10 protein-coding genes and 1 riboswitch are annotated in these 15,910 nt (G+C 74.9%); of the genes, 3 read left to right on the top strand and 7 right to left on the bottom strand.

What is annotated here, in order from left to right; genetic code table 11:
- The first annotated feature begins 401 nt into the window (after window positions 1-401).
- Window positions 402-1,028 carry a DUF1963 domain-containing protein gene (locus LG634_RS28755; protein WP_226737884.1) on the top strand — a complete coding sequence of 209 codons (627 nt, stop codon included), beginning with the start codon at window positions 402-404 and terminating at the stop codon, window positions 1,026-1,028.
- Window positions 1,029-1,082: 54 nt separating this feature from the next.
- On the opposite strand, the gene LG634_RS28750 is transcribed toward LG634_RS28755, so the two are convergent.
- Genes LG634_RS28750 through LG634_RS28740 form a run of 3 tightly spaced genes read right to left on the bottom strand, consistent with a single transcriptional unit; the run spans window position 1,083 to window position 4,680 of the window.
- Window positions 1,083-2,618 carry a precorrin-2 C(20)-methyltransferase gene (locus tag LG634_RS28750; RefSeq protein WP_226737882.1) on the bottom strand — a complete coding sequence of 512 codons (1,536 nt, stop codon included), beginning with the start codon at window positions 2,616-2,618 and terminating at the stop codon, window positions 1,083-1,085.
- On the bottom strand, window positions 2,615-3,262 hold the full coding sequence (locus LG634_RS28745) for a precorrin-8X methylmutase (protein WP_226737880.1): 648 nt from the start codon (window positions 3,260-3,262) through the stop codon (window positions 2,615-2,617). The genes LG634_RS28750 and LG634_RS28745 overlap by 4 nt, the downstream gene beginning before the upstream one ends.
- A complete protein-coding gene (locus LG634_RS28740) occupies window positions 3,259-4,680 on the bottom strand; it encodes a ferredoxin-like domain-containing protein (RefSeq protein ID WP_226737878.1) in 1,422 nt (473 codons plus the stop codon). The genes LG634_RS28745 and LG634_RS28740 overlap by 4 nt, the downstream gene beginning before the upstream one ends.
- 139 nt (window positions 4,681-4,819) lie before the next feature.
- Window positions 4,820-4,951: riboswitch (cobalamin riboswitch) on the top strand.
- Between the two features lie 40 nt (window positions 4,952-4,991).
- Here LG634_RS28740 and cobN point away from each other — a divergent pair.
- Together cobN and LG634_RS28730 are read left to right on the top strand one after the other, a co-directional pair.
- Window positions 4,992-8,615 carry a cobaltochelatase subunit CobN gene (cobN, locus tag LG634_RS28735; RefSeq protein WP_226737876.1) on the top strand — a complete coding sequence of 1,208 codons (3,624 nt, stop codon included), beginning with the start codon at window positions 4,992-4,994 and terminating at the stop codon, window positions 8,613-8,615.
- A gap of 259 nt (window positions 8,616-8,874) precedes the next feature.
- On the top strand, window positions 8,875-11,076 hold the full coding sequence (locus LG634_RS28730) for a terpene synthase family protein (protein ID WP_226737875.1): 2,202 nt from the start codon (window positions 8,875-8,877) through the stop codon (window positions 11,074-11,076).
- Window positions 11,077-11,117: 41 nt separating this feature from the next.
- Here the strand turns inward: LG634_RS28730 and LG634_RS28725 are convergent, their stop codons facing one another.
- The 4 genes from LG634_RS28725 to LG634_RS28710 form a co-directional block, all read right to left on the bottom strand.
- A complete protein-coding gene (locus tag LG634_RS28725; RefSeq protein ID WP_226737873.1) occupies window positions 11,118-12,050 on the bottom strand; it encodes an aldo/keto reductase in 933 nt (310 codons plus the stop codon).
- 52 nt (window positions 12,051-12,102) lie between these two features.
- Complete coding sequence (locus LG634_RS28720) at window positions 12,103-13,326, bottom strand: GNAT family N-acetyltransferase (protein WP_226737871.1); 1,224 nt, start codon at window positions 13,324-13,326, stop codon at window positions 12,103-12,105.
- Window positions 13,327-13,357: 31 nt separating this feature from the next.
- Window positions 13,358-14,569, bottom strand: a complete 1,212-nt coding sequence (locus LG634_RS28715; protein ID WP_226737869.1) for a glycoside hydrolase family 6 protein — start codon at window positions 14,567-14,569, stop codon at window positions 13,358-13,360.
- 135 nt (window positions 14,570-14,704) lie between these two features.
- Window positions 14,705-15,856 carry an XdhC family protein gene (locus LG634_RS28710; RefSeq protein WP_226737867.1) on the bottom strand — a complete coding sequence of 384 codons (1,152 nt, stop codon included), beginning with the start codon at window positions 15,854-15,856 and terminating at the stop codon, window positions 14,705-14,707.
- Between the last annotated feature and the right edge of the window lie 54 nt (window positions 15,857-15,910).

The raw sequence follows: 15,910 nt of genomic DNA, 5'->3' as shown, positions 1-15,910 counted from the left end.
CGCCCCGAGCGCCGGACAGGCCGGAGGGTGCAGCGCAGCCCCGACCCCGCGCCTCAAACGCCGGACGGGCTGGAAGGTGCAGCGGAGCCCAGACCCCGCGCCCCGAGCGCCGGACAGGCCGGAGGGTGCAGCGGAACCCGGACCCCGCGCCCCGAGCGCCGGACAGGCCGGAGGGTGCAGCGGAACCCGGACCCCGCGCCCCGAGCGCCGGACAGGCCGGAGGGTGCAGCGGAACCCGGACCCCGCGCCCCGAGCGCCGGACAGGCTGAAGGGTGCGGCGGAGCCCGGGCCCCGCGCCGGGGGCGCCGGTGGGGCTGGGGGCGGCGGGGTCCTGGGCATGCGTCGCGGACGCCGGGAGGCGGGGGTTTGGGGGTGTTGGTGGGGGCGCATAGGGTCGGGGTATGAGCATTGCCACGTTGTTGATTCACGGTGGGGCCGGCGAGGCCGATGCGGCGGTCAGTCGGGTCGGCGGAGTGCCGTTGGTGCCCGCCGGGACGGATTGGCCGGTGTGCGCGTCGTGCCTGGGCGCACTCCAGTTCATCGCGCAGATCGTCCTGGACGGCGACCGCGGCGTCGTCTCGGCGTTCATGTGCGCCAACGACCCCGGCATGTGCGAGGAGTGGGACGCCGGCGCCGGCGGCAACCGGGCGTTCCTGTTCCCGGCGGCCGGCCTGGTGCCGATGCATCCGGCGGACCCGGCGGAGCCGGAGGACGTGCGGCTGCTCGGTGCGGTCCGCATCGCCGAGCCGGTACGCGTGGACCCGGCAGGCCACGAGGACGCCGCGGCGGCCTGGTCGGCGCGGACCGGCCGGCCGCAGAGCGAGGTGCTGGGGCAGCTCGGCGGGGAGCCGGACTGGCTGCAGTTCGACGAGACGCCCGGCTGCGCGGGCTGCGGCACGCCGATGGCGTTCGTGGCCCAGCTGGACGAGGGACCTGACCCGCTCACCGCGCCCAACTTCGGCTCGGGCACGGCGTACTTGCACGCGTGCGAGCCGTGCGGGCGCGCGGCGTTCCTCTGGCAGTGCTGAACCGGGACGGCGTCAGGCGGCACGGCAGGTGCCGCCCGACGCCGTCGCCGGAGGTCAGGCCTCCGGGTAGCGGCGGGGCGTCCAGGTGACCCGGCTGCCGTCGGCACGCTCGGTGACCTGCGTCTGCGAGGAGCCGATGAGCAGCAGCGTGCGCATGTCGACCTCGGTCGGCTCCAGCGTGGCCAGGGTGACGATGCGGACGGACTGCTCGGGGCCGCCGACGTCGCGGGCGACGACCACCGGGGTCTGCGGGGAGCGCAGGTCCAGCAGCAGGTCGCGGGCCTTCTCCACCTGCCAGGTGCGGCTGCGGGAGCCCGGGTTGTACAGCGCGAGCACCAGGTCGGCGCGGGCGGCCGCGGTGAGCCGCTCGGCGATGACGTCCCACGGCTTGAGGCGGTCGGAGAGCGAGATGGTCGCGTAGTCGTGGCCGAGGGGGGCGCCGGCCGCGGCGGCCGCCGCGTTCGCCGCCGTCACACCGGGCAGCACCCGCACCGGCACCTCGCGGTACGGGTCCTGCGCGGCCACCTCCAGCACGGCGGTGGCCATGGCGAACACGCCCGGGTCGCCGCCGGACACCACGGCCACCCGGTGGCCGCGGCGGGCGAGGTCGAGGGCGAACTCGGCGCGCTCGGACTCCACCTTGTTGTCGGAGCCGTGCCGGATCTGGCCGGGGCGGCGGGGCACCCGGTCGAGGTAGGTGGTGTAGCCGACGAGGACGTCGGCGTCGGCGAGGGCCCGCCGGGTCTCGGGGGTCAGCCACAGCGGGCCGGCCGGCCCGGTGCCGACGACCGCGACCTCGCCCGGACCGGGCTCCACCGCGGGCGTGCCGGGCGTGCCGGGGTTGCCGACGCGGCTGGGCACGACGGCGACCGCGAAGTACGGCACGGTCTCCGGGTCGGTGTCCGCGAGCATCCCGGTGCGCTCGCCCGCCATGGTGGCGCGCTCCACGTAGCGGGCCTCGGCCAGCCGGCCGGACTTGTCCATCGCCCGCTGCACGGCGGGGAAGGTGCGGCCGAGCTTCATGACGACGGCCGAGTCGGTGGCGGCGAGCCGGGCGGTGAGCTCCTCCTCGGGCAGCGTGCCGGGCAGGATCGTCAGCACCTCCTCGCCCTCGACCAGCGGCGTCTGCAGGCGGGCGGCGGCCGCGCTGACGGAGGTCACGCCGGGCACGACCTCGGTCGGGTAGCGGTCGGCGAGCCGCTTGTGCATGTGCATGTACGAGCCGTAGAAGAGCGGGTCGCCCTCGGCGAGCACCGCCACCGTGCGGCCGGCGTCGAGGTGGGCGGCGAGCCGGGCGGCGGACGCGGCGTAGAACTCGTCCATGGCGCCCTGGTAGCCGCCGGGGTGGTCGGTGGTCTCGGTGGTCACCGGGTAGACCAGCGGCTCTTCGATGTGGTCGGCGCGCAGGTGCTCGGCTGCGATGGAGCGGGCGATGGACCGCCCGTGCCGTGCGCTGTGGTAGGCGATCACGTCGGCCTCGGCGATGATCTGCACGGCGCGCAGCGTCATCAGCGAGGGGTCGCCGGGTCCGAGGCCCACGCCGTAGAGACGGCCGGGCTGCTGTTCGCCGTTTGCCTGACGCCCGCTCACTCTTCTTCGCTCGCAATCGCGTTGATCGCGGCGGCGGCGATGGCGCTGCCGCCCCGGCGGCCCCGGACTATCAGGTGCTGCAGGCCGGAGGAGTGGGCGGCCAGCGCGTCCTTGGACTCGGCGGCGCCGATGAAGCCGACGGGGACGCCGATGACGGCGGCCGGGCGCGGGGCGCCCTCCTCGATCATCTCCAGCAGCCGGAACAGGGCGGTCGGCGCGTTGCCGACGGCGACGACGGAGCCCTCCAGGAGGCCGCGGTCGCGCCAGAGTTCGAGCGCGGCGGCGCTGCGCGTGGTGCCCATCTTGGCGGCGAGCGCCGGGACTTCGGGGTCGGAGAGGGTGCACAGCACGTCGTTGCCGGCGGGCAGCCGCTTGCGGGTGACGCCGCTGGCGACCATCTGCACGTCGCAGAGGACCGGCGCGCCGGCGTGCAGCGCCGCGCGGGCGTTCAGCACGACGTCGTCGGTGTAGCCGAGGTCGCGGGTGAGGTCCGTCATTCCGCAGGCGTGGATCATGCGTACGGCGACCTGCGCGACCGAGGCCGGCAGCCCGGCGAGGTCCGCCTCGGCGCGGATCGTGGCAAAGGACTGGCGGTAGATGGCCGCCCCGTCCTTCTCGTACTCAAACACTGTGTACTCGCTCATCTCTGCACTGCGTCGGATTCGGAACTTGCGGAACTCTCGGGACGTGCCGTGCCTGCCGGTCCTGCGGGAGGTGCCGGTCTCGGCGGGCAAACGGGCAGCCCGGCGGAGCCGGGTGCCGGGGTGGCGCGGGCGGCGGCCAGGGCCGCCGCCAGGTCGGGCACGGATGCGGGTGCGGCGGACAACTCCTGCCCATGGACGGCGAGTTCATACCCGCCGCCGGTGGCCACCAGATCGACCCAGGCGGTGCCCTGCGGATGACCGCAGCGCCGTTCGCAGCCGGACCAGTGGACGGGCAGCGGCCCGCGGGACCGGGGGGCGACGGCGGCGGCGTCGGCTCGTACGTCGGCCAGCGCCTTGGCGCAACCGGGCCGGCCCGTACAGGCGGTGACGCCCTGCCAGTCACTGCCGCCGGCGACGACGAGCCCACCGCGGACCAGGTCGTCGGCCACGCCGCTCCCGGCTCCGGTGCCCGCGTCGGACCCGGATCCGGCTCCCGGCGGCAGGACCACGCTCCGCCACGGGGTGATCAGCAGCTCTCCGCCGCGTTCGGCGGCGGCCCGCGCGAGCAGCCTCAACTGCCCTGACGTCAGCCGCCCGAGGGGGACGAGTGCGCAGAGCGAGCCGTCCCGCGCCACTCCCGGCCGGGGTGCCCCCGACCGCGGCCAGTCCACGGTGCCGACCGGCTCGGCGGCGATCCCGGCAGCCTCCAGTCGGTCCGCCAACTCCCTTGCGGCAAGGCCGTGTTCAGGCGGGAGTTCGCGGACCCTCCAGGCCCGGGTGCCGGCCGCTTCGGCGGCGTCGAGGAAGTACTCGGCGGCGATCAGCGCGGCCCGGGCCGCGTCCGCGGCGGCCACCTCGACGCCGTCGGCGGCGGCTCCCGTCCGCAGCAGGGCGCGCTGCTGCGGACGGCCCAGCACGGTGATGTCGGGGCCGAGTGCCGCCACGTCGCCGCGGCCGTCGTCGAAGGCGAACAGGAAGCGGCCGGAGAGTGCGGTGACCCGGGTGTTGGCGCACAGCAGCCGGTCGAGCTCCAGCGCCCAGGGCCGCACGTGGGGCCACTGCGGATCGCCGGGTGCCGACAGCGGACCGGCCACGATGTTGCGGATCCGCTCGTGGCCGGGTGCCGGCAGCAGTCCGGCCTCGTCCAGCAGGCCGGCGAGGGCCGCGACGCAGCCGTCGGCGAGGCCGCGCAGCTGCACGTTGCCCCGGGAGGTCAGTTCCAGCTGCCCGTCACCGAACTGGTCCGCAGCGTCGGCGAGCAGTCCGGCCTGCCGTACGCCGAGCAGTCCGGCGGGGATCCGGACGCGCGCCAGGAACCCGTCGTCCGCCGCGTGCAGTCGCAGCGCACCGGGGCAGGCGTCGCCGCGCTCCCGTATGACGGGTTCGTCACGGGATGCGTCGGAGGGGGGCGGTGGCATGGCGGCGAGCATACCCACGATTCCGCGGGCCCGGCCTGTGGCCGACGCCACCTCCCGTGCCCCCGGGTCGCGCCTCGACCTGGGACAACCCCCTCTCCCGCACGGTGCGGGCGGCGCATAGGATGCCCCTCGGCGGGCCGACTGGTCCGTCATCGCCGAGGACGGCGACATGGGAGGAAGCCCGGTGAGACTCCGGCGCGGTCCCGCCACTGTGAGCCCGGCGGCTGCCCCTGCGGCGGCCGGGTGAGTCAGGAACTCCCGTCGTCCTCACTGCCCGGGGCGCGGAAACCCCGAGGAAGGCCTGCCGCCGCATGATCCTGCTGCTGTCGACGTCCGACACCGATCTGCTCAGCGCCCGCGCTGCGGAGGGCCCGGTTCCGTACCGCTTCGCGAACCCCTCCCGGCTCCCCCTCGACGACCTGCCCGGTCTGCTCGACGGCGTGGAGCTGGTCGTCGTACGGCTGCTCGGCGGCCTGCGCGCCTGGCAGGAGGGGCTGGACGTGCTGCTGGCGCCCGGCCAGGACCGGCCGGTGGTGGTCCTCACCGGCGAACAGGCCCCCGACGCCCAGCTGATGGCCGCCTCCACGGTGCCGATCGGCATCGCCGCCGAGGCCCACGCCTACCTGGCGCACGGCGGCCCCGCGAACCTGGCGCAGCTGGCCCGGTTCCTCTCCGACACCGTGCTGCTGACCGGCCACGGCTTCGACGCCCCAGCCGCCGCCCCGACCTGGGGCCCGCTGGAGCGCACCCCGGTCCGCGCGTACGGCCCGCGGATCGCGGTGCTGTACTACCGCGCCCACCAGATGAGCGGGAACACGGCCTTCGTGCACGCCCTGTGCGATGCGATCACCGAGGCCGGCGGCACGCCCGCCCCGCTGTACGTGTCCTCGCTGCGCACCCCCGAGCCCGAGCTGCTGGCCGAACTGGCGCACGCCGACGCCATCGTCACCACGGTGCTCGCCGCCGGCGGCACCCGCCCGGCGGACGCCTCCGCAGGCGGTGACGAGGAGGCCTGGGACGCGGGTGCGCTGGCCGCGCTCGACGTGCCGATCCTCCAGGCCCTGTGCCTGACCGGGTCGCGCAGCGCCTGGGAGGAGAACGACGAGGGGCTGTCGCCGCTGGACGCCGCCAGCCAGGTCGCGGTGCCGGAGTTCGACGGCCGCCTGATCACGGTTCCGTTCTCCTTCAAGGAGATCGACCGGGACGGCCTGCCGGCGTACGTGGCCGACCCCGAGCGGGCCGCCCGGGTGGCGGGCATCGCGCTGCGGCACGCGAAGCTGCGGCACACCCCGAACGCGGAGAAGCGGATCGCGCTGGTGCTGTCGGCGTACCCGACGAAGCACTCCCGGATCGGCAACGCGGTCGGCCTGGACACCCCGGCGAGTGCGGTGGCGCTGCTGCGCCGGCTGCGCGCCGAGGGCTACGACTTCGGTCCGGAGGAGGAGATCCCCGGCCTGGTCTCGGGCGACGGCGACGAGCTGATCCGCGCGCTGATCGAGGCGGGCGGTCACGACCAGGACTGGCTGACCGACGAGCAGATGGCCCGCAACCCGGTGCGGATCCCGGCGGCGGACTACCGCCGCTGGTACGCCGGGTTGCCCGCGGAGCTGCGCGAGGCGGTCGAGGAGCACTGGGGTCCGGCGCCGGGCGAGATGTTCCTGGACCGTTCGCGGGTGGGCAGAGGCGGCGACCCGGACGGCGACATCGTGCTGGCGGCGCTGCGCCGCGGCAACCTGCTGATCCTGATCCAGCCGCCGCGCGGCTTCGGCGAGAACCCGATCGCGATCTACCACGACCCGGACCTGCCGCCGTCGCACCACTACCTGGCGGCGTACCGGTGGATCCAGGCCGCGGCCGCGGACGGCGGTTTCGGCGCCGACGCGATGATCCACCTGGGCAAGCACGGCAACCTGGAGTGGCTGCCGGGCAAGAACGCGGGCCTGTCTGCGGCGTGCGCGCCCGATGCGGCGCTGGGCGACCTGCCGCTGGTGTACCCGTTCCTCGTGAACGACCCGGGCGAGGGCACCCAGGCCAAGCGCCGGGTGCACGCGACGCTGGTCGACCACCTGGTGCCGCCGATGGCGCGCGCCGACTCTTACGGGGACATCGCCCGGCTGGAGCAGCACCTCGACGAGTACGCGCAGATCTCCTCGATGGACCCGGCGAAGCTGCCGGCGATCCGGGCGCAGATCTGGACGCTGATCCAGGCCGCGAAGCTGGACCACGACCTGGGTCTGGAGGAGCGTCCGGACGACGACGGCTTCGACGACTTCCTGCTGCACGTCGACGGCTGGCTGTGCGAGGTCAAGGACGCGCAGATCCGCGACGGCCTGCACGTGCTGGGCGGCGCGCCGACCGGCCCGGAGCGGGTGAACCTGGTGCTGGCGATCCTGCGGGCCCGCCAGATCTGGGGCGGTACGACGGCGCTGCCGGGCCTGCGCGAGGCGCTGGGCCTGGACGAGTCGGCGGCCACCCGCACCACCGCGGACGCCGCGGAGGAGACGGCGCGGGCCCTGGTCGAGGCGATGGAGGCGGCCGGCTGGGCGCCGGACGCGGTGGCCTCGGTGGCGGCCGGGCACCCGCAGGGCGTGGCCGACGTCCTGGCGTTCGCGGCCCGTGAGGTGGTGCCGCGGCTGGCCGCGACGACCGACGAGATCGACCACGCGGTGCACGCGCTGAACGGCGGTTTCGTGCCGGCGGGCCCGTCGGGTTCGCCGCTGCGCGGCCTGGTGAACGTGCTGCCGACGGGCCGCAACTTCTACTCGGTGGACCCGAAGGCGGTGCCGTCGCGCCTCGCGTGGGAGACCGGGCAGGCGCTGGCCGATTCGCTGCTGGAGCGGTACCGCACGGACAACGGCGAGTGGCCGGCGTCGGTGGGCCTGTCGCTGTGGGGCACGAGTGCGATGCGCACGGCGGGCGACGACGTGGCGGAGGCGCTGGCCCTGCTGGGCGTTCGCCCGGTGTGGGACGAGGCCTCGCGCCGGGTCACCGGCCTGGAGGCCGTCCCGTACGAGGAGCTGGGCCGGCCGCGCATCGACGTGACGCTGCGCATCTCGGGCTTCTTCCGTGACGCGTTCCCCCACGTGATCGGGCTGCTGGACGACGCGGTACGGCTGGCGGCCTCGCTGGACGAGCCGGCGGAGGCCAACTTCGTGCGGGCGCACGCGCAGGCGGACCTGGCGGAGCACGGCGACGAGCGGCGGGCCACCACCCGCATCTTCGGCTCGCGGCCGGGCACGTACGGTGCGGGCATCCTCCAGCTGATCGACAGCCGGGACTGGCGCACGGACGCCGACCTCGCCGAGGTGTACACGGTGTGGGGCGGCTACGCGTACGGCCGGGAGCTGAACGGGCGTCCGGCGCGCGAGGAGATGGAGTCCGCGTACAAGCGGATCACGGTGGCCGCGAAGAACACGGACACCCGCGAGCACGACATCGCGGACTCGGACGACTACTTCCAGTACCACGGCGGCATGGTGGCGACGGTGCGGGCGCTGCGGGGCACGGCTCCGGAGGCGTACATCGGTGACTCGACCCGCCCGGAGACGGTGCGCACCCGCACCCTGGTGGAGGAGACCTCGCGGGTCTTCCGGGCCCGGGTGGTGAACCCGAAGTGGATCGAGGCGATGCGCCGCCACGGCTACAAGGGTGCCTTCGAGCTGGCCGCGACGGTGGACTACCTGTTCGGGTACGACGCGACGACGGGCGTGGTCGCGGACTGGATGTACGACAAGCTGACGCAGACGTACGTGCTGGACCCGGAGAACCGGGCGTTCCTGCAGGAGGCCAACCCGTGGGCGCTGCACGGCATCGCGGAGCGGCTGCTGGAGGCGGAGTCCCGCGGTATGTGGGAGAAGCCGGACGCGGAGACGCTGGAGGCGCTGCGGCAGGTGTTCCTCGACACCGAGGGCAGCCTGGAGGGCGAGGCGGAGTAAGTCCGCCGTGTGCGTGACCGGTTGACCGGTCGGAGCAGGTGAGGGGCGGGGCCGTGGCGGCTCCGCCCCTCTTCCGTACCCCGTCACCGGCCCGCCGCACCCGGGATCGGCGCCCGGGTCACCTGATGCGGTGAATTCCCCCATGGGGCACGGCCGGTGGGGGTAGTGCCCCGCTGATTCTCGTGCGGGGGCGCACGGCACGGCTCCCGCGCGGGGGTGCGCCGGCTCCCGCGCCCTCAGACGAAAGGCCGAGCCCGAAGTGACGCAGCCGTTCCGACTGCCGGAGTTCTACGTGCCCTATCCGGCGCGCCTCAACCCGCACCTGGAGGAGGCGCGGGAGCACACCAGACGGTGGGCCCGCGGGATGGGGATGCTGGAGGGTTCCGGGGTGTGGACCGCGGAGGACCTCGAAGCCCACGACTACGCCCTGCTGTGTGCGCACACCCACCCGGACTGCGATGCGGCGGTCCTGTCGCTGATCACCGACTGGTACGTGTGGGTGTTCTTCTTCGACGACCACTTCCTGGAGGTGTTCAAGCGCACCCAGGACCGGGCGGGCGCCCAGGCCTACCTGGAGCGGCTGGCGGCGTTCATGCCGGCGGACCTCGCCGCCGGCTTCCCCGAGGCGACCAATCCGGTGGAGGCGGGCCTCGCCGACCTGTGGGCGCGCACCGTCCCGGCGATGACCGCGGACTGGCGGGAACGGTTCTCCGAGAGCACCCGCAACCTGCTGGACGAGTCGATGTGGGAGCTCGCGAACATCGACATCGGGCGGGTGGCGAACCCGCTGGAGTACGTCGAGATGCGCCGCAAGGTGGGCGGCGCCCCGTGGTCGGCCGGTCTGGTGGAGTACGCCGCCGCCGAGGTGCCGGCAAGGGTGGCCCGCTCGCGGCCGCTCACCGTGCTCCGGGACGCGTTCTCGGACGCCGTGCACCTGCGCAACGACCTGTTCTCCTACGAGCGCGAGGTGACCGACGAGGGCGAGCTGTCCAACGCGGTCCTGGTGCTGGAGACCTTCCTCGGCTGTCCGACGCAGGAGGCCGCCGAGATCTGCAACGACCTGCTGACCTCGCGGCTGCACCAGTTCGAGCACACCGCGCTCACCGAACTCCCCGCGCTGTGCGCCGAGGAGGCCCTCACCCCGGCGGAGACCGCGGCGGTCCTCGCGTACGCGAAGGGGCTGCAGGACTGGCAGTCCGGGGGCCACGAGTGGCACATGGTCTCCAGCCGCTACATGAACGAAGGGGCCCGGCCCACCGCCCCGTTGACGCTGCCCTTCCTGCCGAAGGGCCTGGGGACCAGTGCTCTGGACCTCCGGTCGGTGGTCACGCCCCGCTCGACCGCCCTGCGGCGGCGGTCCTTCAGCCACGTGCCGTACGAGCGGACCGGGCCGTCCGTGGTGCCGGAGGTGCCCGCGCCGTTCCCGCTGCGGCTCAGCCCGCACCACGCACGGGCCCGTGAGGAGTCCGTCGCGTGGGCCCGCCGGATGGGGCTCGTCGACCCGCAGCCGGGCGATCCCGGCTCCGCGATCTGGACCGAACGGCGGCTCCGCGGCTACGACTTCGCCCTCTGCTCGGCCGGGATCGCCCCGGACGCCGCCCCGGAGGAGCTGTTCCTCAACGCCGCCTGGCTGACCTGGGGGACGTACGCCGACGACTACTTCCCGCTGGTGTTCGGGCGGGGCAACGACCTGCCGGGCGCCCGGCTGGCCGTCGACCGTCTGACCGCCCTGATGCCCGCGGACGAGCCGGACGGCGCACCCGAGCCGGTCACCGCGATGGAGCGCGCCCTCGCCGACCTGTGGGGGCGTACCGCACCGGGCATGGCGCCGGCCGGCCGGGCCGCGTTCCGGGCCGCCGTGGCGGACATGCTGGAGAGCTGGCTGTGGGAGCTCGGCAACGAGTTCCAGAACCGCATCCCGGACCCGGTGGACTACGCGGAGATGCGCCGCCGCACCTTCGGCTCCCCGCTCACCATGCACCTCGCCCGGACGGCGCACGCCGTCCCGGTGCAGGCGCTGGACTCGGGCGCGGTCCGGTCGCTGGAGAACGCGGTCGCCGACGCCGGCTGCCTGCTCAACGACCTCTGGTCGTACCAGAAGGAGATCGAGGTGGACGGCGAGCTGCACAACCACGTGCTCGTCACCCGCAACTTCTTCGGCATCGGCGCCCCCGAGGCGGTGCACATCTGCCACCGGCTGCTGCTCCAGCGCCTGGAGGAGTTCCGGCACATCGCCGCCACCCGGCTGCCGGTGCTGTACGAGGACCTGCGGCTGGGGGCGGCGGACCGGGCCGCGGTGGACGGCTACGTGCACGGGCTGGAGAACTGGTTCGCCGGGGTGCAGCTCTGGCACGAGCGGACCCGCCGCTACCGCGAGGAGGACCTGTACGAGCGGCCGACCGGGCTGGCCCCCGGCGCCTGGAGCCCGGCCCTCGGCTGGGCCGCGGCCCGCCTCCCCTGACCCTGCGGGGCCTGCCCGCCCCGGGGCTCCGCCCCGGGGGGTCACACGGCCCTGGCGTGGACGGAGTCCAGCAGGGCCAGGTCCTCCGCCGTCAGCTTCAGCGCACCGGCGGCGACGTTGTCCACCAAGTGCCGCGGATCACCGGTGCCGGGGATGGCCAGGACGTGCGGCCCCTGGTGCAGGGACCAGGCCAACCGGATCTGGGCGGGGCTCGCGCCGTGGGCGCGGGCCACGGTCAGCACCTCCTCGGCCTCTGCGGCGGTCTTGCCCGCCTCCCGCCCGGCACCGGCGATCGAGTAGAACGGCACGTAGGCGATGCCCTGTTCGCCGCAGTGCCGGACGAACGCGTAGGTCTCGGGGGCGACGCCCAGGCCGTGGCGGTTCTGCACGCAGACCACCGGGGCGATGGCCTGCGCCTCGGCGAGCTGCTCGGGCCTCACGTTGGACACCCCGAGGTGCCGGATCAGGCCCGCCTCGCGCAGCTCGGCGAGGACCCCGAAGCGCTCCGCGACCGAGGCCGTGCCCAGCACGCGGAGGTTGACCAGGTCGAGGTGGTCGCGGCCGAGCTGGCGAAGGTTCTCCTCGACCTGCCCGCGCAGCTGCGCCGGGCCCGCGTGGTCCAGCCAGTCCCCGGCGGGGCCGCGGCCGGGCCCGACCTTGGTGGCGATGACGAGGTCGTCGCGGTACGGGGCCAGTGCCCGGTTGATCAGCTCGTTGGCGGAGCGGAGGGAGGAGAAGTAGAAGGCGGCGGTGTCGATGTGGTTGACGCCGAGTTCGACGGCCTTGCGGAGCACCGCCACCGCCTGGTCGCGGTCGCGGGGCGCGGCGCCGGGCGCGAACGCCTCGCCGGTCTGCGGGAGGCGCATCGCGCCGAAGCCGATGCGGTGGACGACCAGGTCGCCCAGGGTCCAGCTGCCGGATGCGGCCGCGGACGGGGATGCGGACGAGGGTGCAGGGATCGCCTCAGAAGTCATCGGAGGATGATCACACAGACCCGGCGGAGGCTCCTGTTCCACCGTGGCGGCATCAGAAGTCCTCCAGGGTGTGCGGGAGTCGGGGGGTCCGCAGGGCGGCGTCGAGGGCGGCTGCGGCGCCCGGGGTGTGTTCGGCGGCCAGGCCGGCCCGGACCAGGTCGCCGGCCCGGGTGCCGCCGAGGTAGCAGGCGGCAAGGTCGCGGGCTTCGACGGCGAGATCGGCCGGGGCCCGGGACGGCTCGTACGTGCAGCCGCCGGGGTCCGCCTTCAGCCGGAACCGGCCTGCGTTGGCGGGGAGTTGTGCATCGGTGACGTCCAGGGCGAGTTCCACCGGCGCCGCCCAGGCACGGGCGGTGAGGGCGGCGCGGACGTCGACCAGCCGCAGCCACAGCGCAGGGTACTGCCCGGTGGTGCGGACCTGGTCGCGGTCGGCGGCGAAGAGCAGCAGCGGGTCGTCTGGCGGCCGGCCCCAGGCGGTCACCCGGCCGGTGAGGTCGACGGCCGCCAGGCACTGCCAGAGCGCGGCGGCCGCCTGCGGGGTGTCGGCCTCCAGTTCGTCGACGCGGACCACGCCGGGGACGCGTACCGGGCCGCTGTCGTCCTCGCCCTTGGTGCGGAACACCGCGTATCCGGCGAGGGGTTCACCGAGGGCCAGGATCCGCGGCGGGCCCAGGGTGTCGTCCTCGGGGTCCTTCTCGCGCAGCCACTCGGTGCGCCAGCGCTCGGCGGACCGGGCGGGCCGGCCGGCCCGGTCCGCGCGGGTGCGGTCGTAGTACGGGCCCAGCAGCCCGGGCGCCTGCGCCGGGTCGACCAGCCGCAGCGGCCGGTCGTCGGGGGTGATGCGCAGGGCCAGCGGCCGGGTCGAGTCGATCTCGACCGCGACGCCCTGGGTGGCGGCTCCGAAGCCGAACCGGCCGTAGATGGCGGCCTCGGAAGCCCACAGCGCGGCGAGCGGCCGGCCGGTGCGCGCGGCCCGGGCCAGCTGCTCGGCCATCAGCGCGGAGAGCACGCCGCGCCGGCGGTGGGTGGGGGCCACGGCTACCGACGCCAGCGAGGGGCAGGGCAGTTCGGCTCCGGGCACCGACAGGCGGAACGGGTGGGCCGCCATGAGGCCCACCAGCGTCCCGCCGTCGTAGGCGCCGATCCGCTCGCAGCCTGCGAGGAGTTCCCGGTGGTGTGCGCGTTCTTCTTCCCCGGGCCGCTCGTGGAAGACCAGGTGGCCGAGCTCCAGTGCGCGGTCGATGTCGTCGTCGGGTACGTCACGGATGTCCACCATGATCGGACCCTAATCCCTCATTGGGTACGGCTCACCCCATAATGGCCGGATTTGCCAGTCGGACCAGTTCGAGGGCCTGCTCGGGGAACCAGTCGCCGGCCTTCGGGGACTGCACGCCGCGCTCCGGGTCGAGCGGGCCGCGGGTGCCGCGCAGGCAGGCCCCGTCGGACTCCCCCGGGGTCTTGATCCAGAGTCTGGCGTCGTGGAGGACGTATCCGGTGCGGGTGCTGGGGCGGGCGCCGAGGCCCCGGCCGGGCGGGTTGCACCAGTCCTGCGGGTCGCGGTAGCGGCCGGCCGGGGCCTGCCAGGGGCCGAGTCCGTTGCGGCTGGTGTCGGTGATGAAGTGCTTCATCCTGGCCGGATCCAGTGCCCGGGCGGCGCGGGAGTCGATCCAGGCCTGGGCCTCGGGGTGGGGGCGCCACTGGTCGGGGCAGTCGGCGCTGCTGCCGCCGGCCTCGGTGTGGGCGAGGCAGACGGAGACCAGGTAGGCGAACCAGACGTTGGCGGCGTCGGTGTTGTAGTTGGAGACGTTGACGGCGAAACCGGTGGCATGGGCGATGCCGGCCTGGCGGAGCCGGGGCACGATGTTGTTGACGGTGTGCCAGGTGGCGTGCCCGGTGTCGAGGTAGACGTCGGTGGCGGGCTTGGACTCCAGGACGCGGACCGCGTAGTCGATCTCGGTGTAGCGGGCGGCGGTGCGGGTGCGGGCGAGCTCGTCGCCGCCGGCGGCGCCGGGCGGGCATTCGCGTGGCAGCAGGGCCAGCGAGTCGGGTTCCAGGACGACGATGGCCCGGTGGTCGTCGATGCCGCGGGCGACGGCGTCGATCCAGTCGCGGTAGGCGGCCGTGCCGGTGGCGCCGCCGGCCGAGTACTGGGAGCAGTCGCGGCCGGGCACGTTGTAGAGGACGAGGACCGGCAGGCTCTGGCGGCGGGCCGCGTCCATGGTGGTGGCGCGGGCCTCGGCTTCGGCCTGGGCGGGGCTCTGGTCGCCGAGCCAGACGGCGTGCGGGGTGGCGGCCATGGCGGTGAGCGCGTCGGCCTCCCGGCCGCGGCCGGCGGCGCGCAGCCGGCGGGCCTGGGCGTGCGCTTCGGGGTTGGCGGGCGGCGCGTAGAGGGGCAGCTCCGGTGCGGCGGCCTCGCGGTGCACCGCGGGTACGGCGGGCACGGAGGGGACGCCGGGGAGCAGGACGGCCGCCAGGGCGGCGGCGGGCAGCAGGGCCCGGGCGAGGTGTCGGTGGTGCACGGCAGCCGACGCTGGTGCAGGCCCGGCGGGCGGGTCAAGCCGGGCAACCCGGGCGGCGCAAGGGCACAACCCGTGCGGGTTGCGCCCCGGTGGCCCGCTTGCCGCGGGCCCGGGCCGTCAGGGGCCCGGTGCTCTTCAGGCGACGACGCCGATCCGGGTGACCGTGGTCTCGGAGCTGTCGTGGTGGATCGGGGTGTGGGCGCCGGTGAGGGAGGCGCCGCTGCCGCCGCGGCGGTTGGCGACGATCTCGGCGGCGATGGACAGCGCGGTCTCCTCCGGGGAGCGGGCGCCGAGGTCCAGCCCGATCGGGGAGCGCAGGCGGGCGAGTTCCAGTTCGGTGACGCCGACCTGACGCAGCCGCTCGTTGCGGTCCTCGTGGGTGCGGCGGGAGCCCATGGCGCCGACGTACGCCACCGGCAGGCGCAGGGCGAGTTCCAGCAGCGGCACGTCGAACTTGGCGTCGTGGGTGAGGACGCACAGCACGGTGCGGCCGTCGACCGGGGTGGACTCCAGGTAGCGGTGCGGCCAGTCGACGACGATCTCGTCGGCCTCGGGGAAGCGGGCCCTGGTCGCGAAGACGGGCCGGGCGTCGCAGAGGGTGACGTGGTAGCCGAGGTACTTGCCGATCCGCACGAGGGCGGAGGCGAAGTCGATGGCCCCGAAGACGATCATGCGGGGGGCGGGCACGCTGGACTCGACCAGGATCTTGACCGGCTCGCCGCAGAGCCTTCCGTCGGCTCCCATCTCCAGCACGCCGGTGCGCCCGGCGTCCAGCATGGCGCGGGCCTCTTCGGCGACGGTGCGGTCCAGCTCGGGGTGGCCGCCGAGGCCGCCTTCGAAGCCGCCTTCGGAGCGGACCAGCACGGCGCGGCCCGTCAGCTCGGCCGGGCCGGCGGTTATCCGGGCCACGGCGGCCGGCTCGCCCGCGGCGGCGGCGGCCAGCGCGGCGGCGAACACGGCCCGCTGCGGGTCGTCCGCCCGGACCGGGGTGACGAGGATGTCGATGATGCCGCCGCAGGTCAGGCCCACGGCGAAGGCGTCGTCGTCGCTGTAGCCGAAGCGCTCCAGGACGGTCTCGCCGTCCTCCAGCGCCTGCCGGCACAGGTCGTAGACGGCCCCTTCGACGCATCCGCCGGAGACCGAGCCGATGGCCGTGCCCTCGCCGTCGACCGCGAGGGCCGCGCCGGGCTGCCGGGGCGCGCTGCCGCCCACCGCCACGACGGTGGCGACGGCGAAGTCTCGTCCCTGCTCGACCCACCGGTTCAGCTCTTCGGCGATGTCCAGCATGTCGGCCTCCTCGGCGCTTGGTTTCCAGTATCGGATGCGGGCCGGCGAAGGCGC

The sequence above is a fragment of the Streptomyces bambusae genome, from assembly GCF_020532645.1.
GTDB lineage: Bacteria > Actinomycetota > Actinomycetes > Streptomycetales > Streptomycetaceae > Streptomyces > Streptomyces bambusae.
This window is presented reverse-complemented; position numbering and strand designations above follow the sequence as displayed.